The 24,844-nt window shown below is 57.6% G+C and carries 17 protein-coding genes; 2 read left to right on the top strand and 15 right to left on the bottom strand.

The genetic code is table 11. The annotated features are described in order from the left end of the window. Window positions 1–217 precede the first annotated feature (217 nt). From RHIBR816_RS33880 to RHIBR816_RS0109260, 8 genes are all read right to left on the bottom strand, one after another. Window positions 218–673, bottom strand: a complete 456-nt coding sequence (locus RHIBR816_RS33880; protein ID WP_371259047.1) for a transposase — start codon at window positions 671–673, stop codon at window positions 218–220. 437 nt (window positions 674–1,110) lie between these two features. Further along, a complete protein-coding gene (locus RHIBR816_RS37460) occupies window positions 1,111–1,788 on the bottom strand; it encodes a hypothetical protein (protein WP_157628152.1) in 678 nt (225 codons plus the stop codon). Next, complete coding sequence (locus RHIBR816_RS38985) at window positions 1,785–2,228, bottom strand: hypothetical protein (protein WP_052522681.1); 444 nt, start codon at window positions 2,226–2,228, stop codon at window positions 1,785–1,787. The genes RHIBR816_RS37460 and RHIBR816_RS38985 overlap by 4 nt, the downstream gene beginning before the upstream one ends. 601 nt (window positions 2,229–2,829) lie before the next feature. Beyond that, complete coding sequence (locus RHIBR816_RS0109290) at window positions 2,830–3,282, bottom strand: hypothetical protein (RefSeq protein ID WP_018236252.1); 453 nt, start codon at window positions 3,280–3,282, stop codon at window positions 2,830–2,832. Beyond that, window positions 3,279–3,587, bottom strand: a complete 309-nt coding sequence (locus RHIBR816_RS0109285) for a phosphopantetheine-binding protein (RefSeq protein ID WP_018236251.1) — start codon at window positions 3,585–3,587, stop codon at window positions 3,279–3,281. The genes RHIBR816_RS0109290 and RHIBR816_RS0109285 overlap by 4 nt, the downstream gene beginning before the upstream one ends. After that, the gene (locus tag RHIBR816_RS37455) at window positions 3,584–8,209 is read right to left on the bottom strand and encodes a hypothetical protein (protein WP_157628151.1); all 4,626 of its coding nucleotides are present in this window, start codon (window positions 8,207–8,209) and stop codon (window positions 3,584–3,586) included. The genes RHIBR816_RS0109285 and RHIBR816_RS37455 overlap by 4 nt, the downstream gene beginning before the upstream one ends. A gap of 4 nt (window positions 8,210–8,213) precedes the next feature. Continuing rightward, window positions 8,214–12,599, bottom strand: a complete 4,386-nt coding sequence (locus RHIBR816_RS0109265) for a hypothetical protein (RefSeq protein WP_018236247.1) — start codon at window positions 12,597–12,599, stop codon at window positions 8,214–8,216. Then, entirely contained in the window at window positions 12,596–13,876 is a 1,281-nt protein-coding gene (locus RHIBR816_RS0109260) for a hypothetical protein (protein WP_026186803.1), read from the bottom strand. Before RHIBR816_RS0109260 ends, RHIBR816_RS0109265 begins: the two co-directional genes overlap by 4 nt. A 591-nt stretch (window positions 13,877–14,467) precedes the next feature. On the opposite strand from RHIBR816_RS0109260, the gene RHIBR816_RS0109255 reads away from it, so the two are divergent. Further along, window positions 14,468–15,475, top strand: a complete 1,008-nt coding sequence (locus RHIBR816_RS0109255) for a DUF4365 domain-containing protein (RefSeq protein WP_018236245.1) — start codon at window positions 14,468–14,470, stop codon at window positions 15,473–15,475. Between the two features lie 453 nt (window positions 15,476–15,928). Here the strand turns inward: RHIBR816_RS0109255 and RHIBR816_RS0109250 are convergent, their stop codons facing one another. The 5 genes from RHIBR816_RS0109250 to RHIBR816_RS0109230 form a co-directional block, all read right to left on the bottom strand. Continuing rightward, complete coding sequence (locus tag RHIBR816_RS0109250; protein ID WP_026186802.1) at window positions 15,929–17,092, bottom strand: ABC transporter ATP-binding protein; 1,164 nt, start codon at window positions 17,090–17,092, stop codon at window positions 15,929–15,931. A gap of 72 nt (window positions 17,093–17,164) precedes the next feature. Then, entirely contained in the window at window positions 17,165–18,190 is a 1,026-nt protein-coding gene (locus RHIBR816_RS0109245) for a Gfo/Idh/MocA family protein (RefSeq protein ID WP_018236243.1), read from the bottom strand. Between the two features lie 31 nt (window positions 18,191–18,221). Beyond that, window positions 18,222–19,052: a carbohydrate ABC transporter permease gene (locus RHIBR816_RS0109240; RefSeq protein ID WP_018236242.1), complete on the bottom strand. Its 831-nt coding sequence runs from the start codon at window positions 19,050–19,052 to the stop codon at window positions 18,222–18,224. Between the two features lies 1 nt (window position 19,053). After that, window positions 19,054–19,983 (bottom strand): carbohydrate ABC transporter permease, encoded by a 930-nt coding sequence (locus RHIBR816_RS0109235; protein ID WP_018236241.1) that lies wholly within the window; start codon window positions 19,981–19,983, stop codon window positions 19,054–19,056. 72 nt (window positions 19,984–20,055) lie between these two features. Continuing rightward, on the bottom strand, window positions 20,056–21,516 hold the full coding sequence (locus RHIBR816_RS0109230) for an ABC transporter substrate-binding protein (RefSeq protein ID WP_018236240.1): 1,461 nt from the start codon (window positions 21,514–21,516) through the stop codon (window positions 20,056–20,058). A 274-nt stretch (window positions 21,517–21,790) separates the two neighbouring features. Here RHIBR816_RS0109230 and RHIBR816_RS0109225 point away from each other — a divergent pair, with 274 nt between their 5' ends. Next, a complete protein-coding gene (locus tag RHIBR816_RS0109225) occupies window positions 21,791–23,041 on the top strand; it encodes an ROK family transcriptional regulator (protein ID WP_026186801.1) in 1,251 nt (416 codons plus the stop codon). 21 nt (window positions 23,042–23,062) lie between these two features. Here RHIBR816_RS0109225 and RHIBR816_RS0109220 read toward each other — a convergent pair whose 3' ends face one another. Together RHIBR816_RS0109220 and RHIBR816_RS0109215 are read right to left on the bottom strand one after the other, a co-directional pair. Further along, the gene (locus RHIBR816_RS0109220) at window positions 23,063–23,494 is read right to left on the bottom strand and encodes a TIR domain-containing protein (RefSeq protein ID WP_018236238.1); all 432 of its coding nucleotides are present in this window, start codon (window positions 23,492–23,494) and stop codon (window positions 23,063–23,065) included. A gap of 6 nt (window positions 23,495–23,500) precedes the next feature. Next, window positions 23,501–24,832, bottom strand: coding sequence for a TRAFs-binding domain-containing protein (locus tag RHIBR816_RS0109215; protein ID WP_018236237.1), 1,332 nt, complete (start codon window positions 24,830–24,832; stop codon window positions 23,501–23,503). Between the last annotated feature and the right edge of the window lie 12 nt (window positions 24,833–24,844).

Here is a 24,844-nt window from a genome sequence, read left to right as displayed (position 1 = left end):
CGTTGAAGCGACTTGGATAGTTACACGACGGCGCTGTTGATGGGGGCAGACAAAGTTCCTATGGCCGGCGCCCTACCAGGGACGCGCCGCTCCCTCCCCGTCCGGGGGACCTGAGGCTCGGGATCGCCGAGAGCCGACTCCTCTTGAAAGAGTGCACTCCAAAGATCGGCCAAGATTTTCTGGCGGACGGACGGATTAAAATCGTTGAGCCGCGCTGTCATGCGGCCATGCCCCAGCCTGGCATGGTCTCAACCGTCGATCCTAGAACCGACGCCCCTAGAAGAGCGCGGCTGGTTTCGTAACGGATCGTCATCCGGCAAAAGCCGATGGCTTTACACGCCCGCCGTTCGCTCCTCCAATGCTGGTTCATCAGATGTGCGACAGCTCGCCGCTTTGCTGCGGGCGTCACCACTTCTTTTCCAAAAGGTCTTTTAAAGCAGCATTGTCGAGCATGGCATCCGCCAGAAGCCGCTTCAGCTTCGTGTTCCCATCCTCCAGCGCCTTCAGCCGCTGGGCTTCGGGCACGTGCATGCCGCCGAACTTGGCTTTCCATTTTATAGATGCCGGCATCGCTGACGGCCTGCTTGCGGCTCAGCTCCGAGACCGGCGTGCCCGCCTCGTGCTCCTTTAGAATGCCGATCGTCTGCTCGTCTGCGAAACGGTTGCGCTTCATTCTCTGGTCCTCTCGATGGGCCAGAACTTATTTCAAAATGGATGATTTCAACGGGGCAAGTGGTGCACGGCCGGTTCGATCGGCGCGCGGGCGCGGGCGTGCGATGACAGGTTCGGGGATCTGCGCGTGCCCGCCGTGCCGCCTTCCTGCCGGGATTGTTTGCGTGAGGGGCCCGAAACGGCAAAAGCGCCCCGGAGGGCGCTTTTTGAATGGGCGTAGATTTGGTTGCGGGGGCTCGCAACCAACGATTCCTGCGACTGGTGGAGCGCAATATTCCCCGCGCTTTCGGAATAGCGGCCAGTGATAACACGCTGTTTGTTGGCCACTTGAGACTTACGACTTAAAACCAACAGGATAACACGGTTCTGAGTGCAGCCCGAATTTAGGCGAGTAAGAATAGAATGCACTCACCTCGTGCCTGCTTTTTCGACAACTTGCTAGGTGCTGGAAACGGGCGCTGCATATGTGAGCAGAAACCGCACTGCTTCAGCGGCAGGCTCACCGGCGTGAAATCCCCTGGCGGCGCCCAAGGGTATTGTGAGAGAATCTGCTTCTGCGGAAGATGCTTGCAGCAACATTCCTATACCGGTCATATGACCCGAGTGACCTCCCCTCGCGCTCTCGCCCGATCTGCAAGTGAAAATCAAAACTTCGTCTGCACATTTCGACGATATTAGCATTTCGGCCAAGTGCCAAGCGCGACCAAACGCTCCACTTCCCTCCACCGCAACCGCACAGACATGCGCATTAAATTGCGCTGCAAGCGTCGTCGCCGTCGCACTCGGCAGAGTGTGTGGAAACATGATCGGATTAAGGCGGTTCGCACCGGCCTCCTGTAGTCGTTGAGCAAAAGTTGAAGCCACTTCCATGTGAAGATCTCCACCAGCTGTTAAAATGGCTCGCCGATTTCCACGCGCCCAGGGAAGCAATTGCCGCACAGCAATTTCGCCCATAACCGACGCAAGCGAGCAATATCTTGCGTGTCGAAGCTGTGTAATTGCAAGCAGGCGTTTTTTTGCGGTGTCGGTCGCGATCGGCGTCAGAGCCGAAATCGAAAAAGGTGGAAGTTGGGGAGACAATCCAGCCAGCGCGTTCACAAACCGGGCTGTGATCATGTTCCGACCACCACTGCAACATTATTGCCGCCGAACCCGCTCGCCGTAGCGAGGATCGGCTTTCTTGCTTCGATACGCTGCCCGTGGGTCGTAAGCTGGACTGAAGGCCATGCAAGACCGTCGCCAAGCGTTGGAGGAAGAAGCCCCGACCGCCAAGCCTCTGCGGCCACAGCGACGTTCAAGAGCCCAGCCGCCCCCATAATATGTCCGACAGCGCCTTTCACAGAGACGACAGGCACCTTTTGGGCCCCAAAGACTCGCGTCAAAACCTCTGTCTCGACAGTGTCGTTCGCACGCGTTCCTGTTCCATGGGCGACTACGGCTTCAACGTCGCTTGGGGCTAGACCTGCAATTTCGATCGCATCACGTATTGCCTTTTCGAGCCAAGCACCAGACGCGTCTGGATGGGTAGGATGGCCGGCATCACAAGTCGCTGCCATGCCTATGATTCTTGGTTTTTCACTGGCACGTTCGCTGGCAAGGGAGAGCGCCACGGCGCCTTCCCCAACGCGCATACCTGCCGACGACTGACGTAGCGGTGAAGACAACTCGATACCAGTGGCGCCAGCATTGAGAAAGCCGGCCACACCTATCCGGCTCAATGCGTCCCCAGCTACCACAACAGACTGTCTAACGCCTTGTTGCGCACTGAGATAGGCAAACCAAAGAGCATGCAGACCGCTCGAGCAAGCCGAACTCAGCCAAGTCGCGGTGCTCGCACCGAAAGTCTCGGAAGAAAGCGGCACTGTATGGATAGACGAAGTCAGCGCCGCCAAGTCAGCTTCGCCATGGTTACTCGCTGCCCATAATTTTTCAGGTGGCTCTCGTCCCCTGCATGCCTCTTCGCAGGCCATATGCATTAGCCGGGCGGTGGGGCCGCGACCATCTGCGTCTATACTTCTTTCCAAATTTTCGATGATACTGACACACACATCAAGACCATACTCGCTCGCTGAACTCCTAGACTCTCCGGCAAGGAGCCCCTTCCAAGTTTCAATCCAGCTTGAGCCAAGCGGGGTAACAGCACCAATGTCCTGGATTTCAAGTCGAGTACGCATGATGCCCCGAATATTTCTTCACGGCTAAGATAACTTTCGCAACATATTTTCCGTCCACTCGCAGTATGGCGCGGAAGCCTGCAGAGTCCGTCGTGATGATAGTTGGTCGAACTTCTGCCTCTACGGTTGCTCGCGCCGAGACAGGAGCGTCAAAGCTGCAATTCAACCTTCCCAGCAACGCAGCATCGGTAGGCAGCAGCCATCCAATTCGCCTACCAAGTAGCCAGGCCGATTGAGCGGCTTGTTCAGCTAGCAGCACGCCAGGCAGGACCGGACCTCCAGCGACGCCATGCGCGTCGACGAGCTTTTTGTGAGCAGCAAAACTCGTCGAAGTGATAATCAGGTCGGGCGGAGCGAGTTCTAGGACTTCGTCTACAAAGCGGAAGGCCTCACCATATGGAAGCCATGTTTTCCACTCTTCTGACTTCCAAGTCATTCATCCGCCCCCTTCGATGCCGCGGCGTCCAAGGCAAATATGACGATAGACGAGGGAGTCGACAATTGAGGTCCAAGCTCCTCAAGGTTTCCAGGCACTTTTAGCCCGTACGTTTCCTCGAGATTGATCAGGATCAGAAGCAAGCCAAGAGAATCGATGCCTAAGTCATCGAAAAGGTTCACCTCTGGCGTTACTCTCTCCAACGGTACATCGGCAGCGTCAGCGACGAACGCCCGCACCTGCAGAAAGACACTGCGTTCAGCGTCTCCCCATTCTGGCGGCTCATCAAAGGCCGTTTCAGTCATTGCAACGTCACCGGTACCACGACAGTCCAATCTTGGGGCGGATTTTCTGATGGCTCAGGGACTTCCACAGCGATTGGAATTGTTCCGTTGTTGGTCGTGCGCAAAAGACGCTCCACTTCTCCGCCTTCACCTACGAGGTAGTGAATGACCCGCAATCTGTAGCTCAATTGAAGAGCGCCGACCGCCGATTCGCGCTCGAGGTCGTCATCGATCAGAAGAGCCTCGGTGCCTTTGATTGCAGGGATATCTACAATAGATCCGATGTCGCGCCATGAGATCGTGGAAGCGCCTTGATCCCCAGGCGACGAGAGTAGCCATGAACTAATACGACGCTGAAGCAGCACTCGATATAGACTTGCTCCCTGATCGGCAGTTTCCACGCGAAACTGAAATTGCACAACGGGCGGATTGACGCCGTGTCCCTTACGGGCAGGGGCTAGTTGTGTGACCTCAAGCTCTGGCCGCACGGGTATCACAAACGGGGAAAAAGCGCTCCATTCAGACCTCAAATATCGCCATTCGGGTGGAGCTTCTGAAGTTACGGGCTGTGCGACCCGAATCCGATATCGGTATTCAAAGTCGCTATCCATAAGGCTGATTTTATCGTGTGCGAAGTAATCGATTAGCGCTGGACTGGCGAGTTTACCTGCCGGCTCGTCGAGTTTTGTCAAACCATGCGCTGGGTCCAGACCGCTTACGGCGGATACAAATGGCTCTTCTGGCGGGGGGGCGTCGTCATCCGGCTCCACGACCTCACCGAGCAACCATCGTAGAGCAGCGAGATCAACCCATTCACGTCTGAGAGCCTGCCCGTCCTTGGATGACTCGATAAATTTGAGGGCCTTCCATTCTTTGCCATTTTCACTGAACGATCGAAACTTTCGAGCCTGATTTACGCGACGGAACTGCCGATCAATTTCGATGAGAGACCCAGCCGGGAATGCCTCCTCGTCCCAAGCAACGAATAGACGTGCTTCGAATGCGGCAGACGCATCCGCGAGCTTTTTGGGGCGCCAGCGCTGATCCGTGGAGGACGTAAGCTTTGGTTCTGTGCTTGAACGAACGCTCCACACGCGAGGTGCGAGTGGCGGCGCAGGCTTCACACTTGCTGGCAGCTTCCTAAAGACAGTCGGCCACTCCTCTATGGGAGCCGCCACCTCCTGTGCGGAAACCGACGCGATCCACCAAACGGCGACTTCTTCCGTACCCCCTCCAATGGGGACAAAACACTTAAACTCGGACGTATTATCGAAATCGTGGTTCCAGATGTCGACAACGGGTGTGCCGAGATAAACCCAGCACCGGCCGGGAGTCTTTGAATTGGGAAGCCTCACATTTTCGAAAAATTGGAGGTCAATCCGATTGACGCTGGTCTGATCTTTCCCTCTGAAACGCAAGGCCGTCCCATAGGCGACTAGACCGGTCTCGAACTCAACACGGACCAGTACCGGCTGACGCCCCGAGAGCAGCAGGTTGGCGAGTGCCGCATCCACGGTCTGTTCGGCTACGAAAAGGGTGTTGGCGCTGCGATCCAAGACTTTTAGGGACAGCGCACCCTCTTGCTCTGAATTCGCACGCTGAGGAGCGCGTGCCGCGTACAATCGAAAGAGAGTGGCGTCGGCCTGGACATTGGCCGAACTTCGGCTGGGAAGTGAAGGGAGGCGCCTTGCAAGCGGCGTGTAGGTCCAGTTGAGCAGTTGGAGTCCACGGAAGCCGACCAGGGTGTGCTGCTTCAGATGGGCGGACGAGGACTTTAGGTCATGACTAATGATATCGCGCACGATTTCCCATTGATCCTCCGTTGGCTTCGGATTTGATCCGAACTCCAAACGTCGCATTGCTGTTTCCGCAACTCGCGCCTGACCATAACCCAAACCTTCGGCGAGCCACGCAGCCACCTCCGGCGTCTTGGGGCTTCCGTCGTCTTCAACCGGATTCGCTAGTAACCTCAAGAGAACGAGGTCACGATCCATCGAGGGTGGGGGCAAAACTGGTTTGGACCATATGAAGATCGAGTGCGCAGCCTCCGCGCTCCGCGCCGGAGCAAAATTTGGCACAGCAAGGGACGGCGACTGTGCTACGGCGCCGTCTGCCGGGGATTCGGCTTCATACTTCGGCTTGGCAGCGCGAAACTCACCGTTTACTTTCTCTGTCGACTGGACCGTCCGGTTCGCGACCGAGGGCTGCCAGAATGGCTTATAGCGCTCGACAACGGAAAAGCCCACAATTGCTCGATATTCGAATCCGTGCGCGAGGTGGTCCAACGCGAATGACACTTTGACCGGACTACCGTCATTTGGAGGCGCCGTCTGTGTCGCGCGCCAACGGGTCCATCCCTCGAGCTCCAAACTTCGTAGAGCGGCCTGCCACGGCGGTGAGGAGAACAAGGCATGATCTGTGGCAATGCTCAATGGCCGCTCAGTTGTCGGCTCGACACGGCGTACCAGGCGCCGGCGCATGATCATTACGGTCGCGACAATTGTCTCTGGCATGATCTTGGCCGGTAGCACGCCGACAGTCTCGTATCCTCCGAGATGAAATTCCCTAGGAACCGAAAATTGAACATTCAATTGGCCCCTATCCTTTGCCAGAACAAGCGCGATATCGTCCCGGTCGCCCTTGGGCGGCGGCGGTAACGTGGTGCGATGGCGAGGCGAGAAAATGAATGTCTCCACCTCTCCAACATCCGGATCGGCGGTTCGCACAGGAACGGGCGAGCTTTCTTGGTCAAGGCCATCAACTGCAGTGACCCAGAAGCGATATCTCTGAGGGCGCGCACGAGCGGGAGGGCGAGATGTGTCATCAAATCGCCAGTAATAGGGATTCCATGATGTGTTTACAGGTGCTCCCGGATCCCATCCTACTTTTGAAGCACTAGCACCAGAACCCATCCCCTGCCGAAGGTCTAACGACCAGGTAGCGTAGCCGGCATTGAGTTCATAGGGAAGTGGTTGCTCTCGATCAGCGACCGAAGGCATAGATTCGGGGGTTCGGTCTTCAACGGACGACGTACGAATCATCGCTGGATGCCAGGCCGGATCCTGCAATTCAGCATTCAAGTTTGGGTGAAGCACGCCATTGATATTTGGAAGAGCACCGGTAAGATCGCGCAGCAGGGAATATCGACGGGTAATCAACCAAGGCTTTAGCGCCGCCAAATCGGCGGGCTCTGCTCCGGAAAACCACCGATCCGTTGATGACGAAGCACCTTCCCATACGCCATAGACATTGAAACCCATCACGTTGTTATCAGCGGCGGGAGCCCTCTTGATGAGGAGTTCCAGGCGTCCATCGCCGGTGGCATACGCCTTTGCCACGCTGGTGCCGACATCAAGGTTATTGGAAAGTCTATCGGCGTCCATCCATTGCTGGGTGAGATCGTAATTGATCTTGACGTCTTGCGGCACAGGCGGAGGACTGGATGAGCCTGTGTTCAGTGCTGAATCCAGGCCAGCCTTACTCAGAAGGGATGTACCTGGTTCGTAACCTTCCGTCACATTACGGGTGACAAAGCGCGGCAAAGCGCTGTCAGTCGTCAGGAACGGAGACTGTGATGTTTGGTGAGTTACAGCAAAATGCTGCACCTCGATGAGCACGGCATCCGAGGAGCCTTGCGGAAGATTCCGCCAGGTATGAATGTCGGCTTCGGAGAAATTCCCGACATCAAGGCCCAACCCGAACAGCTGCGCTGCGATTCGCTGTTTACCGCGGTCCGCTTCTGGAGGATTTTGTGTCTGACCATTCGCCCAGAAGTCAATCATTCGCCCTCCCTGCAAACTACGGAGCCGCAGTTGAGAGCGGACGCGTTCGGCCTCGTCCCTTACATCGAGTCCATTTTGAATTGCTGCTTGATCCGCGGCCAGTGCCGCAAGCGCGGCAAGATGGCGCCATCCCTGGGCAGCAGATGTGGCAATAAGACGCCCGCCCGAGAATATCCCATTAGAAGAGCCGTTCTGAACGGAGGCAGCGAGTTGGGCCACGTGCTGGCCAAGATCGTACGCGTTCGGCCGTCCCTGCATAGCCGCTTCAGTTAGATAAAGTGCTGCCGCTTGTGCAGATTCGGCAAGAGCTACGTCCGTATCGAAGATTCGGGCGACAGTGGCATGTTCAAGAATTGCCCTACGGAAGATGCCTAGGATCTTCGTGGCAACATTGATACGGTCTGTGTGTTTCAAGAGGTGAATGACGCCAAGAGCAAGCGAACCGCTGGGAGTCGCCAAGTTGTCAGGCGTGGGATCAACAGGCTCGGTCGGAACGACAGCGGAAAGCCACTGGCGTTCGCCGGGAGGAGAGGAACCTGGAATATCAGCGACCTCGCGCGGCGGGTCGATCATCGCGTAAGGGGAAGGTCGAACGATGAAGGCATGATCATCTGGAGCCCAGGTCTGCCCATCCGCTTGCAGAAACCCACCGGCCGCGCTCAGTCGTCGAAGACGAACCTCAAAGTAGTCATCCGCGCCCGGCAGGTCGTTCGCCTGATGGTCTTTCTCATTATTGGCGCCAAGGATCCAGCGTATCGAGAACCCATAGCTGGAGCCAGCGCGGCGTAGCGCCGACATGACAAAGATCTTTGATGGGTCGGTTTCGGCAGCAGGGCGGATCAGACGATTTCTACGTGCCATTGTTCTATCTCCTGATCACCCATACTTCGACTTCGACCCAAGCCTCATAGCGGACGCAGAGGATTTCGACCTCGACCTTGTAGCCGGTGATCGAGCGCATCGTCTTAATCCCTTCTTGGGTATTTCCGGTGACCGCATACCGCGCGTAAGCTGCAACTTTAACGGAGGCGATTGTCACACCCATAAAGACAGCGCTTCCGCGTCCCCATAGGTCTCCGTACAGCTCGGCCGTGAAATGCAACTCGGGCAGCCCGAACGGGTCTATCAGACGCCTATCCAACGCTTCGAGAAACGGAGCAGCAGCCAGCGCTGCTGCAGCGATTTCGTCTTCATCAGAAGGCAACAAGGGCAGGTTTTGTACGGGTCGCTGGGTGAGCAGCAAGTGCGCGGCAGGAGCCGGCAACCTCGTTAAAACTTGCGGCTTGCCCAATGTGAGGATGAGCACCCCTCCGAGAGTGACGCCGAGTTCAGCCTCAGCGCTCGCCACGCCTGCGGCCCCACCCTTGTAACTCCATGTCCAACCCGCCCGCACGGCAATACCAACGGTTAGCGACTGACCTTCACGATATTCGACGAGCAGGCCTCCCCAAAATGTATTGATCGGCCAAGCTTCGGCTAACATGACTTTAGTGGACTTACTCCAGTCGCGCTCCAGACCAGGACCATCCACACGATCGGGCCACCCCAGACTGTACTTGAAATACCGATCTCCACTGTAGTTGATACTTGCGAACACGAACCCGGGGTGGATCTCGATTTCGGTTTTGCCGGTTTCCGGTATTTTGATGCCAGGGAGTTGAGCGCCGGCCGAAATGATCTTCGCCTTGGTGTCGAGTCCAAAGAAAAATCTGGTCATGAGCGCGTCTGAGCTCATGAGCTTGAGCCAAGCGTCGAGACGCAATTGTCCGTTATCTGTGAAGATCAGGTTTGTCAGATAACGTCCGCTAGAGTCATCTTTGCTCTTCGCGGAGCCGGCAACCCGCTCATCAAACTCCAGGTATCCGGACAAGGCGACAACAGTGCCCATAGACGCAGAAGGCTGCCACTCCTTAAGCCACGCACGGTCGCCCTTCTGTTTCTCAGTGCCATGTGCAGCCGGTTTGCTGTCCCGCAAAACTCTAAGATTTTTTGATGGGTCGGCTATCACCTCTGTAAGATTCGCAAGCGCCGCGCCATGGCCGACGACAAGAAGTGGCTCGTCGACAGAGGCCACGCCGAGATCGAGTCTAGGTAAGGAACTTCCCGCTATCCAAAATGGGCGGCCACCCGCTGCGCCGGTTCTGAAGGCCAAGCTGAAAGGCTCACCATCGCTTGTCTTTGGATCTAATGGACCTCCGGAGATTGTCAGTTCGCCCCAGAATTCTCTGTCGGCTTCATCGTCATTCCGCCACTCGAGTTTCGCTTTTACGCCGATGCCAGCAAAGCCAAGCTCCCCTTCGATCGACTCCGGCAAGATCTGGTAGTCCCAGTCATCCCCCTTTCTGCCCAATAGAACGCGAACCCCGAAGCTGCGGAGATTGGGAAGGCCCAGTTCAACGCGACCGGTAAAAGTCAGTCGCGGGTCCGCATCGAGCTCAATACGAATAGCCTGGATTACCAGAGGCCACTTGCCCAGGAGCTTTGTGCGAATCTCGTGTTTCGTCACGAGGGAAAGCGCCCCAGGCTTTTCATCCTTTAGATTGTACGCTACGGCCGCTTGAAAAGGCGTGCCCTCCGGCAGGTCGAAGGCATCAATAAGTGATTTCAGTTTGTCAGATGGAGTGAATTCAAGGTCTGCTTGAGCAGTTTTGAAGTCTGTCGAAAAGCCCGCAAGGCGAACCTCGTCAAACCCGGGGATACTTTTCGTCGCAATTGGCCCCTCTCCGCCCCGCATCGCCACGCGACCGAAGGGGTCATCGGCACCAAAGTTGAAATCGAAGTCGCCAATGAGAGCCGGTGGTTCGTCACCATCGTTCTCGGCAAGGAAGGGTAGACTCACCCTAATTTTCGCGCCGGCTCTCTTTGTTGTTCCAGCGAAGCCCTGAAAAACGGCCTCCTCAACCTCAATGCTGAGGTACTTGACGAGATCCTTGCCACAAAGCTGAATGGGCTCGACCGGCTCTAACCTCGAAGACCAAGAAGCTCCAGATGAATCAAGCCAACCGTAGTCGAGAACGAGCGCTTGGTTAAAGGCCTCAACCAGGTTCTTCAGATGGGGGAAGTCTTTATAGATAAGGGCTAGGGCCTCGCTAGGAATGTTCAAGTTGAGAGCAAAGTCCCTGAAGAAGAAGCCCTTCCATTCCGAGTGACTGGGGTCTCTCGCCTTCGTATCGACTGCCGATAAGCTGGGCCAAAGATATTTATCGTCTCTTGCCAAGCTGACCCAGTCCAGTCCGAGCCCGACAACATTACTGAAATCGAATGCGAATAAGGACGCCGCAGTTGCTTTCCGCGCCCTTGCGACATCAAAGGCGCTCTGTGTCACGCCTCCTTCTGTCTGGCGAAGCAAGACAGCGAGGCCGGGTCCTAAGGGGAACAAGATTTTTCGAGCGCCGGGACTGGCGTCATTCAGATTCACGTTGATGAAATCGTCCATCGCAGTGACCGATTCTGGTTCGTTGCCGCGGAAAATGACACGGATATCATCGGCCGCGGCGCTCTCGACGTAGGATTTCAGCTTTTTCCCGTCGATCAGGCGAAGATTGATCTTGAACTCCTTCTCGCCGATGAACGTCTCGCCCTCAGCCGCCTGAAAATATCGAATGGCCAGATAGGAAAGCGAAGCCACTAAAGTGGAAACAGCAAGCACGTCCTGGCCATTGGCGTCTCGATGCTCGACCATCTCCGTTTTCGAGTGACGTTCGTATCGTTGTTCCTCGCTGGAAAGCCTCGGCGTCGATGAGTCTGGAAGGCGCCGGAGTGTGTAGCCAAAACCTGGGTGCTCGAGCAGGCGAAATGACTGATCAGACGCGTAGTCGAATGTCTGAAGCCAGTCCTTTTCGCGTGGTACGATCCCTGACGCCTTGAAATCGAACATCATAGGAGTGGCACGCCCAAGGGTGAACGAGGCGTAGTTCTCGGACACATTTTGCCGGCCCCGCACCCTCGCACCTGCCGGACCGTTTGGACGGCCCTCTAACCTCGCCTCCGCAATGGAAAAACCATCGTTGGTATCTATTGAGAACGCTTCGCCGCAGACCAGCCTCATGGCCCCCACAGGCATTTCGAAGCGCCTCTTGCCATTGTTTCTTTGCTTGGCCATCAATTTTGGTGACGGCTGGATTGAACCATCAAGGTACTCCAGCCGCAGGCCGGCGCGCAGCACGAATTTATCGGAAGCATTGAGCGTGACTGCTGCGTGAGAGCAATCCAGTCTTTCCCGCGATGTTCGCACGCTGGAAAGACCTGCCACAGTCAATCCATCGAACCTTTCTGAGATGGCCAAATAGTTCCGGCCGCTTATTACACGGGGATCAGTGAATGTGAGTTGCGCCAATAGCCCATGCGGCAACTGTCCAGCTGTCGCCGGCAATCTAAGCGCGAACTGGAAATGGCCTGCGTCGCCTTCCAAAGCAGCGCTTTGCGCTAGGCCTTTTCCCAAGACGGACGCGACTGTCCTTCCCCCATGAAAATTCGCGACAGTCAGCAGTCCACTCTCGATAATAATCGTGCTCGGAGCCGATGGCTTGGCGGTGGCTTGCGTTTGAAGTTGCAGTCCACTTGCCTTCGGCAGGACAAGGAACATTTGCTTTTTCTTATCAAGGTCGGGAGCGACGCCTTCGAGAACAGTCCTGGAAACGGAACCGCCGCCAGGATCCGATACAACATGGCGCAGTTCCGCGTCTTTGCCGACCTGTACCACTGCTGCCTGGATATGAGAGATGTTGAATTGGTTGCCCCGAGACCCAAACCGAAGCTCATAGCCGTTTGCAGTGGGCTCGACGATGAAGGCAACGAGCCCGGTGACCGGATCGCGGACCTTATCAACCCCTGTTTCCGTCCAGCCGCCGCCCGCCGCGCTCGGACTGCAGATTTTCGACGCCGACGGGTCAGGCTCCACACTTCCAACAAAAGACAAAGAGGCGCGTCCGAAGCCCAATGCAGCCCGAGACGTGCCCGATTTTTTTGCGATCCAAAGGTCGCTGGCCGCCAGGCGAGGCGCGCTTGTCGCATCACCGATCTCGCCTGCGAAGACAAATAACGTGGCTTGGGCTTGCGCCACCCGGTAACTTCCAGGCTTTCCGGTCACGGATACTCGCGCGTCGCCAGCACCATTGAACTCAACAGTCCCAGTCTGATGGCCGAGAAAAAAGATATGGAAGGGCCCGTCCAGCCGACCTGAAACGACCCGGCCGGTATCGCTCCTCAGCTCTGCAAACCCCGCGTAGCCAGGTATCTCGATTACGATCACGGTTCGGACTCCTTGGATCGAGGGCGTGTGCGCGTGACGAACACGGTATCACCGGGATGGAGGAGAAAGGCGGTGGGAGGTGTTTGCTTGGCTCTAACCTCCAGGTAGAAGGGAGCTTCGGCATTAGAAGAGATGGTCTTACGCGGAACGACGACAATGTAGGCTCTGCGAGCGAAGTCGCGATAGAAGAGCCTACCGAAGGCCTTCTCGTATTCTTGCTCCGCTATGCTCGGTACGGTTGCACCATAATAGAACGGGATTGTGACTCGACGGCCGTCTTCATCGACGAGTGACCAGGTCCGCGCAGCAGGGGCCATGCGATAAACGAGATCGGAAATCGTAGCGGCGCCGTCCTGGGTTTCTGGTGCAAGTGCTCTGCGAACCCCGGCTCTCCAACATGGCGATGATCTATCACTTTCATCAAAAAGCTCTCCTTGCGACAGACAGACGGCGAGTGCGTCAAGCGTCGGTTGTCGATCAATCGACAGACCGGGGTCGGCCAGTTGCAGAACCCCGTTGGAGTGCTCGAGCTGGGAAAAAGCTGCGCGTGCCGCCACATCGTTGGGCCTATCAACCGGATTTGAAAGCTTGCCAATCGACGGGAAAAGGACCCGTCCGCGCGCGTCGACTTGGAGGTCGAAAGCCTCACTCTGTGTGAACGAATACGGGTCTGGGTGCGACTGACTGTCTTCGCCGGAGAATGCGACTTCGACTCGATAGCGTCTCGTCAACTTAACTGTGTCACCGACCGCTAAAAGATCCGGCTGATCTGCCGGCTCGAGCCAAAATCGGAGTTTTTGCCGCTTGCTTTCAACGCCTAACGGGAGGGCATGATTATTCTCTTTTTTGATCCTATTTGCAGCAGCCCTGACTTGTGCCCATGTCTTGCCTGTGAGCGACAGATTGAAGATCGCCGGACTTGGATCAAGTGCCTTCGATCGGAAAGAAAGCAAGACACCGTCAGCAAGAGCAACCGGAATACGGAAGACCGGAGACGCTTCCGACTGCCATTCGTCAGCACCATCGACCTCCACCTTCTCGATTGGTTCGCTTGTTCCATTCGGCCCAATGATTTTGAAAGCAAGGACGTCGCTACTCCGAAGAGGGTAATCTGGCGCAGGCTCTCCCTTGATGAAATGCGAAATACGGCTCGCCGGATAGGTTGTTGTTGCGGTCTGCAATCCCTCAAAACGGAGCGGAGCGCACCCACTCGCGCAAACCAACAAACCTATAAAGAGTAAACGCACGCCACGGCGCCGAGCCCCCGCTGTCGACATGCACGTCTCCCAATAGCCCAGCTCTGGATCTTCCCCCGCTACTTTGCGTAGCGGATACCCGAAACAAATGCAAGGTAAGAGTTTATCGTCAGCTGAGTCTTTACTTTGTGGTTGTTAATTGCCCTTAAGAACAACACACGCGGAGTTATTCTTTGCATCTGTAAACGTGAGTATCGTGTTTCGGAGTCGGTCTTGGTGGACACACATGTCGAGCGCGGGCGCACTAGGTCGCTGCATCGGCTAAGGTAGTGTTCTGTAGCTTAGGATTGTCGCGAGGAAGCGCAACCAATGATTCCTGTGATTGGTTGAGCGAGAAATACCAAAGCTGGCAGCGTAATGAGCGTGAGGTAGCTCTGTCTGAAATCGCTTAGAACGGCGGCATTTGGCGGTAAAAAGTTCAAATCGGCACAGGGTCGAATAGTGAATTTCGGTCCCTCTTGGGTTGTCGAATGTTTGTTTTCTGTTCTAAGTGGGCGTCGCTCAAACCAATCCGGATTCCCACTACAATTCCACCAATTTTAACCGTTCGAATATAGGAGACGATAGCGTAGATAATGTTCCCGTCATCGTTTGAATATCCGAGACAGAAAAATGGATTTTCCAAAGGCCGGAAACACTTACGTACAGGAACGGCGGGGCATCGCCGCCGTACAGGGTTATGCGGCCAAGACGGGACAGATTTGGCGCGAAACTGGGACCGGCGATGTGGGGATCGACGGGCAGCTTGAGTTTATCACGACGGAGGGATTCGCGACCGGCCGTACCGTCGCTGCCCAGGTGAAAGCAGGACGTTCCTTCTTTCTTCATCGCACCGAGGCCGGTTGGAAATTCTATCCCGAAGACAAGCACCGAGCTTATTGGGAGCAGTTTCCTTTGCCGGTGCTGCTCATTCTTCACAACCCCGATACCGGCCACAGCTATTGGATCGACGTGCGGCAAGCGTTGCGCATTCCTGTTCGCAAAGAGCGTGCCTTTATCGAAGTTCCCGAGGCCAACCTCCTTGAGGCAACCGATCCGGCGGCTCTCTTCGAGAACGCCGGTGTACTGAACCAGCGCTTCATTCCTGCGATTGAGGACGTTCTCACAGAACTCATCACGACGGTATCAAACGAGGGGACCTTTCCTCTCAGCTACTTCGATCTCTTCGTGCATGGGCTGACAAACATCTGCCGTAGCATCTACTACGGCATGGACCTCGTATGTGATGCTGTTGAGTACAATCTAGATGCACGAGGGTCCGAGTTCGGCATGGGCATGGGCGCCCCAGAGCACGAATTCATCTTCGGATTCGTAAAGTTCCTGCTCGCGCAGAACCTCGCGCAGATCGATTATTCGGATTGCCTCATCGATTGGGTAGATCGCGAAATGCAGCCTCACTTCGTAGCGCCTCTTACCTCAAGAGGCAGAGCGCTCGTCGCTCTGATCCATAACGAGGAGGCACGACTCGTCGCGAATGGCGCGCTGCCCGATGATGGGCATCGCCATGTGGCACAGGAGGGCTTCGTCCAAATGGTGGCACAGTCCTATTTTCCGAGATTCCCCAGGATCAGGCAATTTCAGGAGGCGGTGACAATGGAGAAAAAGGGCACCAAGGCATGAACCAGCGCAGAAGTGAGGTGCTGCGATGGCCGGAGTTTCCCTCCCCACCTGCCGCCAACGTAGGTCTGAAGGGCTTCTCATCGGACTCGCCTGCCGAGCGCATCATCGAGCGAGATCGCCCTAAGGCCTACAATCCCATGTTCGAAGCATGATCTTATCTCACCGTCGCATTTGCCGAGAAGCAGGGCTCGAGAACACTCCAGCTGAGTAAAAGCACCATAAGCCCGATCGTTCGATGGGCGAAAGGCTCCACATCGTCATGCACGGCGGGCAGAATGTCTGGCCCCTCGTCAACGAACCCTGTCTCAGCTCGAACGGAAAACCAAACTTCAAACCTTAGTCTCCTTCAAAAAAAGGGGCTGCCGTCGGGACCCGTTCGACGGCAGCCAAGTTGCCCTTGGGAGGGCTGGGAGAAGATTGCAGGATTGCAGCAGTTGCTTCCTTCCATGCGGATCAGTCGCGAATAGCGGCTCCTGTCTGCGGGTCGAACCAGTGAAGCTTTTCGAGATCGACGGTCAGCGGCAGTCGCTCACTGGGCTTCGGCGTCGCTGCTGGAGGAATCCGCGCCACCAGGCGATTGGTGCCCTTGCGCTTGAACTCGTCCTCTTCGGCGCCGTTGACATCGACGGGCGGTGAGGCGATGTCGAAGAAGACATAGGTGTCGGCGCCGAGCGCCTCGGCGACCGGGATCGGCTCGTTGAACAGCGCCTCGGCTTCGGGACACACCAGGAACATCTCCGGCCGTATCCCGGCGATGACCTGGCGCCCGGCATAGGCGGACAGTGCAGCGCTCGCGGGAACCGGAAGAGAAATCCCGGTCCCCGCGATTGCCGCGCGCAGGCTTGCCCCCTCCGCCCGGAGTTCGGCCCGCACGAAGTTCATGGCCGGCGAGCCGATAAAGCCTGCGACGAAGATATTTGCCGGCCGGTCATAGAGCCGCTGCGGCGTGTCGATCTGCTGCAGGTTGCTTTCCCCGGCATTGCCGACGGGTTTCAGCACCGCGACGCGGTCGCCCATCGTCATTGCCTCGACCTGGTCATGGGTCACGTAGAGCGTGGTGACGCCGAGGCGCTGATTCAGGAGCTTGAGCTCGGCGCGCATCTGGACCCTGAGCTTGGCGTCGAGATTGGAGAGCGGCTCGTCCATCAGGAAGGCCATCGGGTGACGGACAATGGCGCGGCCCATCGCCACACGCTGGCGCTGGCCGCCCGACAGCGCGCCGGGCTTGCGGCTCAGGTATTTTGTCAGGTCGAGCATCTCGGCGGCGTCGCGCACGAGCCTGTCGATCTTGTCCTTCGGCATCTTGCGCTGCTGCAGGCCGAAGGCCATGTTCTCGTAGACGCTCATATGCGGATAGAGCGCGTAGTTCTGGAACACCATTGCGATGTCGCGGTCCTGCGGCTCGGTGTTGGTGACATCCTGATCGTCCATGAGCAGCCGGCCGTCGTTCGGCGTCTCCAGCCCCGCCGCCATTCTCAGAAGCGTGGACTTGCCGCAACCCGACGGTCCGACCAGCACGACGAACTCGCCGTCGGCGACCGTGAAGCTGACATTGGCGACGGCGACGGTTCCGTCCGGAAAGGTTTTTCCGATCCCGTCAAAGGTCATGGACGCCATATTTCGTTCTACTCCCAGTATGAAGAGGCGAGGCAATCCGTCCGCGGAATGCCTCGGGATTTGGTCACTGCGTCAGCCGATGGTCACGGGCTTGCCACTGGCGACGGACTCCTCGATCGCCGCCAGAACCCTGGTGTTGGCGAGGCCGTCATTGGCGTCGGCAAGCAGGGGCACGTCGCGCACCACGCTGTCGACGAAGCGGGCAATGGATTCCTGGACGAAGCCGCCGATGCGGGAGGCACCGGTCGGCGTCATGCCGATGTAGTCGTTGAATTTCATGCCGCCGTCGACGATGCGGCGTAGACCGCCGCTATGGGTGGGGTCGGCCTGGATCTGGCCCTTCTCGCCGACGAACTCGACCTTGAAATCGACGAGCGAAGGATTGTCGCGCGCCAGGATCCAGCTGTTTTCCATCGTCACCACCGTGCCCTTGGAGAATTCGAGGATCGAGGCATGAAAATCCTTGGTGTCGACGCCGCCGGCGGCAAGCGTGCCGGACCGGGCAACGGCATAGACGCGGGTCACCTCGTCCGCCAGGATGAAGCGCAGCACATCGACGAGATGACTGCCGAGAAACCAGAGGGCGGAGGATTTTGCCGCCCAGCTCAGCATCTCGAAGGGCACGAAGGTGGTGTTCGACAGCCGCGCCGTGCCGTGTCTGGCGAGCCCGATCTGACCGTCCTGGATCATGTCGCGGACCTGCGCCAGGATCGGGTTCACCCGGTTGTGGAAGTCGATCATCAGCTTGCCCTTCGACTTCACGGCAGCCTCGGCGATCTCCTCGGCTTCCCTGACGGTCGTTGCCAGCGGCTTTTCGCTCAGGACATGCTTGTCGGCTTTGAGGGCGGCAAGGATGATCGGCGTGTGGGTGAAGTCGGGCGTCGCCACCGACACGGCGTCGATGTTCTCGCTGGCGATCAGCTTGTTGTAATCGGTAAAAGCCTCGGCCGCGCCAAAACTCTCCTTCATCTTCAGCGCCCTGCCCTCGTCGAGGTCGCAGACGCCGACCAGCTCCGTTTCCGGCAGGACATTAAATGTGTGAGCGTGGTTGTTGCCCCAAAGGCCGGCGCCGATAACGCCGATGCGAAGTTTGCTCATTCGATTTCTACTCCATTCAAAAAGGGGGCGATCAGCCTTTGACCGAACCGAAGGTGAGGCCGCGGACGACGTAGCGATCAAAAACCAGGAAGATGATCATCGGCGGGATCATCGCGAGCACGGCAGCCGCGGCGATGTAGTTCCAGGTGACGCCGCTGGTCGCGAAATATCCAAGCGTCCCGATCGGCAGCGTGGCGGTCGCGCGCGAGCTCAGCACGAGCGGAAAGGCCGCGTTGTTCCAGGCAAAGACGAAGGCGAACATCGAGGTGACGATGATGCCGGGGCGAACGATCGGCAGCGTGATGCGCCACATGATCGTATACCAGCGAGCGCCGTCGACGCGGGCGGCCTCTTCGAGCTCCGCCGGCACCTCGTCGATGAAGCTCTTCATCAGCCAGACCGAAAACGGGATCGTCAACGTCTGCAGCACCAGCACCATCGAAAAGTACGAACCCTGAAGCCCGATCCGGTTGATCAGCACGAAGTACGGGATCAGGAAGGCGATCGGCGGCGCCATCAACAGTCCGAGATACCAGAGCATGATGTTCTTCTTGCCGCGCAGCTTGAAGCGGGAGAGCGCGTAAGCAGCCGGCACCGAGAACGGCAGATTGAGCAGCACCGCGCCGATCGCGACGATAAGGCTGTTCACCAGTTGCGGCGCATTGGTGCCGGGATCGAGGAGGATATGCCGGAAGGCATCGAACGTCGGCTCGAAAGTCAATTGCGGCGGCATCGCAAACGCCGTTTCAGCCGGACGGATCGCGAGCGCCAGGAACCAGAGGATCGGTCCGATGAACACGGCCAGGAAAAGCAGACCTGCGGCATAGGTGAGCGCGGTATAGAAACTCGTGCGGCTGGACATATCACCACTCCTCATTGCGGAAGGCGAAGAACACGTAAAGGGCGACGATGACGTTGACGATCAGCACTGTGATCCAGGTCTGAGCACTGACGAGCCCGACATTGAAGTTGACGAGGCCCTGCTCATAGAGCGAATAACCGAGCGTGCGCGTTGAGGTGCCCGGGCCGCCGCGCGTCAGCACCAGCACGGTGTCGAAGGTGTTGAAGATCTGCATGAAGCGCAGCATGACGATGATGATCGCGGTGCGCCGGATGAGCGGCAGCTTGATGCGCATCAGGATCGTCCAGGCCGAGGCGCGGTCGAGACGCGCGGCCTCGATGATCTCGTCGGGAACGGCCAGCAGGCTGGCATAGAGCACGATGGCGAAGAAGGGCGTCCACTGCCAGATGTCGACGAACAGGATGGCGGCGAGCGCCGTCGAGGGCGAGCCGAGAATACCTTCCGCCGGAATGGGCAGCGCGAGCGACTGCAGCACCCAGGTCACAAGGCCGCCGCCCGGATCGTAGAGATAACGGAAGAGGAAGCCGACGACGATCGGCGCGATCGTGGTCGGGAGGATCAGAAGGGCACGCACGACATTCATGCCCGGCAGTGCCTGCAACAGAACGAGCGCGATCGCTAAGCCCAGCCCGAACTCAATCGCTGTGCCTAGCACCGACAGGATCAGCGTGTTGGTGAGTGCCGCGCGGAAGTCGAAGGCATTGAGGGCCTGGACGTAATTGTCGAAGCCGACGAAGGCCAAGGGCTGCGGGCCGACCTGCAGGTTCCAGAAATAGAAGCTCGATTTCAGCGCAAAGAGCAGCGGATAGGCGATCAGCGCCAGGAGCATGATCACCGAAGGCGCGATCAGCAGGTAGGGCAGGTTTCGCCGGACAAAGCTCTTGCGGACAGGCGCAAGCGCCTGCGGCGAGGCAATGGTTGCAGTGTGCATGATCGAGGTCCAGTTCTTCTTCGCGCATGACTGCCGACGCGGGCGTACCGCGCCGGCACGAGGAGAACTCTATTATGCCTTCCCGAGCGTGCCGATCAGGGTCTTGGCCCCGTCGAGCGTGTCCGAAAAACTCTCCTTCTGATAAGGGATCATCAGATTGCCCTTGAGGATGCTTTCGAACAGGCCGTTGGTGCGCTCGAGCGCAGTCTTCGGATCTTCACTGCCGGTCAGCAGTTGGTTCAATGTGAGGCCGAGCACGCTCTCGACGGCCGTGTAGCCCGGAACAGGCGGACGGGTGATCTTGCCGTTGCCCTGCTTCATCATCGCGTATTGCACGTCGAGATAGGGATAGACCGCCTTCACCTCCTCGTCCTCGTAGAGCGATGCGCGGGCGAAGTCCGAGAACTGGTAATTGAGGTCCGGCCAGAGCGCCATCTTCTTCTGGGTCGCCTTCGACGTCGCCCATTTGATGAACGCGTAGCCCGCCTCCTGCCGTTCGGAGCTCGAGGGAACGCCGAGGCTGTAGCCGCCGAGGCTGACGGTCTGCGGCAGCCCCTCGGCCTTCGGCAGGGCCGCGGTTGCGTATTTGTCCATGACATCCGACTTCTTGCCGGTCATGTAGCCGGAATTCTTGACCAGGTAGAAATACGGCGTCCACCAGTAGAACATGCCGATATCGCCCTTGGCGAAGCGCGTGCCGGCATCGAACCAGACATAGTTGATCGCTTCCGGCGGCGAGAGCTTGTAGAGCTGCCGGTAGATCTCGACCGACTTTACCCAGGCGGGACCGGTCAGTTCTGGCGAGAAGTCCCAGGGAGCACCCGGGAAGGACTTGAACCAGCTGGCGCCATGGCTCACCGAAAGCTGGGTGAACATGTGGGTGATGGGCGAGGGTTGCGAACCGCAGACCACCGTCGGGAACAGCGGATTGCCGCCAAACGACTTGCCTTCGAGCGCCTTCAGCGTCTCGAGATATTTCGTCCAGGTCCAGTCTTCCGAACTCTCGGCCGGAGGTGCGGCGATGCCGAACTCGTCGAAGATGTCCTTGCGGTACATGACGCCCTGCGCATAGGCCGCGACCGGCAGCGTGCCGATCTGCCCGCGCCACATGTTCGAGGAATACAGGACCTCCGGAATGAAGTCCGACAGATCGAGGTCACCGTCCTTGGCAATGAAGTCGTTGAGCGAAATGATCCAGCCATTGTCGAGATACTGGCCGAGCCACATCTGGTCGACGGCGATGACGTCGGCATCCGAGGTCTTGGCGACGAAGGCGGAGACGAGGCGGGTCTGCAGCGCATCATAGGAGAGGCTTTCGAGCTCCACCTTGATCCCGGTCTCCTTCTCGTATTCCGGGATCATCGCCTTCATCGCGAAGAAGAACGGGTCTTCGACCGAGAGAACCCGTACCGTGTCGGCGGCGGCTGCACGCCGCGGCGCCACCAGCGACCCGACGCCTGTCGCCAGGAGAGCCGCAGCCGAAGTGGTCTTCAGCATATCCCGGCGCGACAAATTTCCGATATCGAATGTCATGAATGCCTCCTCAGTTGTCTGTAATCCAACCTCGATCGTTCGGGAGACCGGTGGCCGCCCTGCCCGATTTTGATTGTTACCCCTCGTCTGCCGTTTGCAGCAGTTTGTTTGTACTTCGCACAAACTTATGGTACTGTCAACAAGTCGTCACAGAGATTCCGGCAGAGCGGCCTGAGCCGTGACAGTCTGGGTGTCGGTGGACGCAAGCAAGCGCCATCTGGCCGAGCAAGCGCTCACAGGCTAGAAAGACCGGCCGCCAAACGGAGAAGCAATGTTGAGATTCGAAAATCAGCCATCTTATTCGCTGGGGCAGCGCAGTCCTTCCCACAAGGAAGCTGGCGACGGTGGCAATGTGACGCTTGTTTCGCAGTCGACGCTCGGCGAGATCAACCGCGGCCGGGTTTTGCAGGCACTCTACGACCATGGCCCCAAGAGCCGAGCGGAGCTGGCGCGCTTGGCGGGGGTGAACCGGACGACGATCACCGGCATCGTCCAGCCGATGATCGAAGAGGGACTGCTCGTCGAATTCGACGCGGTCCCTTCCGACTTCAAGGGCGGCAAGCCGGCGCGGCCGATCTATTTCAATCCGGAGGCGCCGATGCTCGGCGCCGTGCTGCTTCTGCCGGGCAGGATCCAGACGTGTCTGGTGACGCTGAGCGGCGAGATCAAGGCGCTCACCAGGGCGGAATTCGATCCGTATGGCGACAGGGATGTGTTCCTGGCGATCTTGAAGGACACCTTGTCGGCGACGCTGTCTCAGGCCCGCCAGGCGCCCTTCGGGATCGGCATTGCCTCGGGCGGCATGATCGACAGCGATAACGGTGTGATCCTTGCTGTCAATCTCGCACCGGTTCTGAGCGGGCTTCCACTGGTCGACATCCTGCAAAGGGATTTTTCGCTTCCCGTGGTCATCGATCACCACCCGCGCGCACTCCTCGTCGGCGACCGCTGGTTCGGGCCGGGACGAGGCCAACAGACCTTCGCGGCCATCTATACCGGCGAGGTGCTGGGCGGAGCCTTCTACATCGACGGACGGGTTTATCGGGGGCTTGCCGGCTCCGGCGGCGAGCTCGGCCACACCGTCGTCCAGATCGATGGCGAACTCTGCAATTGCGGCAAACACGGATGCTGGGAAACCGTGGCCGCCCTACCCTGGCTACGGCGAGAAGCGGCTTGCCTGGGTATGGCGAACTCCGAAGGTGTCACCTGCGCGCGCCTCGTCAAGGAGGCGGCCGAAGGATCAAAGGCCGCCGATGATCTGCTCGATCGCTACACCCGCAATGTGGCGTTCGGGATCCTCAACCTGCAACAGACTCTGTCCCTCAATTCCTATCTCCTGCATGGCGACATCGCAGGCGGCGGCGCTGATGCTGCCGAGCGCGTCAGGCAGCATGTCGAAAGCCTGGTCAGGAAGAGGCCGAACCAGGAGATTTCCATCACCGTCAATGGGATCGGCGAAGGGCATACGGCGCTGCGGGGCGCGGCCGGCCTGGTTTTGTCCAGCCATCTCAAGTTGGTCATCTGACGTCATGGCTGGACAGGTAAACTAGCGGCAGACTTCATAGACAGCCGTCGCAAGGCTGTTGCTATTCCAATTCACCATCTTCGTCGCCTGCTGTTCCAGTTCGACGGGTGTTCTCTGCTGATTTCGCCGTCTAATGCCAATGATCGGCTTAGGTCGGCTGAAGGCCCGTAAGGCGAGATCGATCTCCGTCTGAATCCAAAAACGGTCATAAACGTACATTCCAGCCGGCACTATCACGCAACTAGCCTGCCGAATCTGTTCTTTTAGCCGATCCTTCAACACGGCGATCCGTATGGTTTCGTTCGGAGCAACGATCGGTTCATTCCGTGGAACGCTGTAGTCGCGATACGAAAACCAAGACAAGTTTTGAGTTGCTATGTCGAGCAGACGAACGACACCTTCGTAACGTTCGCTGTAGCTCCAGGCGTGACTAATAAAAACGTCGTATGTCATCGATTTTCAAGACTCTAGAAGCTGTTCTATGATTTCTTTGATCCATATGCGGTCCTGAGAATCGCCAGGAAGTGCGTCCATGATAAAGCCAAGGTTTTTGGCTGTGGTCTTGGGCTCCCAAACTTCCCGGACGTGCGGAAGTAAGTCCGCAAGTTGAGCATCACTTGCAGCCTGGTCTTTTCCCAACACCGCGAGCTCCAGCAACGTTGCATAATCCCAGTAATCGGCAGCACCGTTAGCAATCTTTCTCTTGACGGCGTATTCGACGACTGCGCGAAGCTGGGGGATACGCACGTCCGAGGGGTCTGCGACATGCATCAACGTGACCGCATTTATCCCAGGGTAGGCGTCCCTCCAGTCAGCCTCAAAGCCTTTGCGATATGCTTCGATGGCTTTCTTTAGGTGACCTTTGGCTTTGGTTTCCTTGTTTTCCGCTTTTGCTGCATCCCACCTGTCTTTGTAGACGCGGCCGAGCAAGCCATAGGTCTCGCTGCTTGGACCCCGTTGATCGATGAGCTCCAAAAGCACCGACTCGGCGAGGTCGCCTTCACCATTCCGATTGAGCGCAAATGCATATTGCTCTCTGAGCAAAATCGTGGCGCGTAGCGCAACGTCGATCCTGTCAAACATTCGGATCATGTCGGCCCACGCTTCCACGCTGCGGTACGAGAGGAAGAGATCGACGATAACACCAGCCTCTTCGTCGTCTAACTCACCGAGCGAAAGTTCGACCTCATAAATTGCATCTCGTCCGAGTTTTCGAGCCTTTCGGAGCTTCGCCTTCAATTCTTCCGCATAGGCAACTTGCTCCCTGAAGACATCCGTCTTCTCATGGGCCAACTTAATCTCCGGATACTCGTCGATGAGCTGGAACAGGGGGCTATCCTTGTCCACGTTTTTTCGAGCCGCCTTAAGTTTGGCGACAAGCCCTTTGATTGCCTCTTTCTTGTTGGTCGGACCGCCCTTTTCGCCGATCGAATACGGCATCGCCCGCAGAGGAGCGACATCAAATGGCAATCTCCCCTGCCCCTCCGCAAACAGAAGGACCGTGGTCCGCGGCTTTGCGGCATGCCGAACGCCTAACTCGTAAAATACGTTCGCGTTTGCCGTGGTGAGGTCCGCGATAGCATACTCGCATAGTACCAGGCGCTCGAACATCGGCTTGTGGATAATACCTCCTGCCTGCTCTTCATCGGCTCGAATGGGCTCCAAGCCCGCCTCTTCCACGGCGGGCTTTATGAAGTCATTGTAGACTGCGTCGAAGTTAATCGGCTTATCGCCTCCGGCTGATTTAATCCCGAAAGGCATCAAAACGAAGCATAGCGGCTTGCGAGCCATACCGAATCTCCC

The organism is Ensifer sp. BR816 (genome assembly GCF_000378985.1).
Classification (GTDB): domain Bacteria; phylum Pseudomonadota; class Alphaproteobacteria; order Rhizobiales; family Rhizobiaceae; genus Sinorhizobium.
Note: the sequence above shows the minus strand (reverse complement) of the source record. Positions and strands in the feature narration are given on the sequence as shown.

What these genes read in the sequence shown, in the direction of transcription:
- RHIBR816_RS33880 (WP_371259047.1), bottom strand. Translation starts at nt 673, where the DNA reads ATGAAGCGCAACCGTTTCGCAGACGAGCAGACGATCGGCATTCTAAAG.
- RHIBR816_RS37460 (WP_157628152.1), bottom strand. Translation starts at nt 1,788, where the DNA reads ATGATCACAGCCCGGTTTGTGAACGCGCTGGCTGGATTGTCTCCCCAA.
- RHIBR816_RS38985 (WP_052522681.1), bottom strand. Translation starts at nt 2,228, where the DNA reads ATGGCAGCGACTTGTGATGCCGGCCATCCTACCCATCCAGACGCGTCT.
- RHIBR816_RS0109290 (WP_018236252.1), bottom strand. Translation starts at nt 3,282, where the DNA reads ATGACTTGGAAGTCAGAAGAGTGGAAAACATGGCTTCCATATGGTGAG.
- RHIBR816_RS0109285 (WP_018236251.1), bottom strand. Translation starts at nt 3,587, where the DNA reads ATGACTGAAACGGCCTTTGATGAGCCGCCAGAATGGGGAGACGCTGAA.
- RHIBR816_RS37455 (WP_157628151.1), bottom strand. Translation starts at nt 8,209, where the DNA reads ATGGCACGTAGAAATCGTCTGATCCGCCCTGCTGCCGAAACCGACCCA.
- RHIBR816_RS0109260 (WP_026186803.1), bottom strand. Translation starts at nt 13,876, where the DNA reads ATGTCGACAGCGGGGGCTCGGCGCCGTGGCGTGCGTTTACTCTTTATA.
- RHIBR816_RS0109255 (WP_018236245.1), top strand. Translation starts at nt 14,468, where the DNA reads ATGGATTTTCCAAAGGCCGGAAACACTTACGTACAGGAACGGCGGGGC.
- RHIBR816_RS0109250 (WP_026186802.1), bottom strand. Translation starts at nt 17,092, where the DNA reads ATGGCGTCCATGACCTTTGACGGGATCGGAAAAACCTTTCCGGACGGA.
- RHIBR816_RS0109245 (WP_018236243.1), bottom strand. Translation starts at nt 18,190, where the DNA reads ATGAGCAAACTTCGCATCGGCGTTATCGGCGCCGGCCTTTGGGGCAAC.
- RHIBR816_RS0109240 (WP_018236242.1), bottom strand. Translation starts at nt 19,052, where the DNA reads ATGTCCAGCCGCACGAGTTTCTATACCGCGCTCACCTATGCCGCAGGT.
- RHIBR816_RS0109235 (WP_018236241.1), bottom strand. Translation starts at nt 19,983, where the DNA reads ATGCACACTGCAACCATTGCCTCGCCGCAGGCGCTTGCGCCTGTCCGC.
- RHIBR816_RS0109230 (WP_018236240.1), bottom strand. Translation starts at nt 21,516, where the DNA reads ATGACATTCGATATCGGAAATTTGTCGCGCCGGGATATGCTGAAGACC.
- RHIBR816_RS0109220 (WP_018236238.1), bottom strand. Translation starts at nt 23,494, where the DNA reads ATGACATACGACGTTTTTATTAGTCACGCCTGGAGCTACAGCGAACGT.
- RHIBR816_RS0109215 (WP_018236237.1), bottom strand. Translation starts at nt 24,832, where the DNA reads ATGGCTCGCAAGCCGCTATGCTTCGTTTTGATGCCTTTCGGGATTAAA.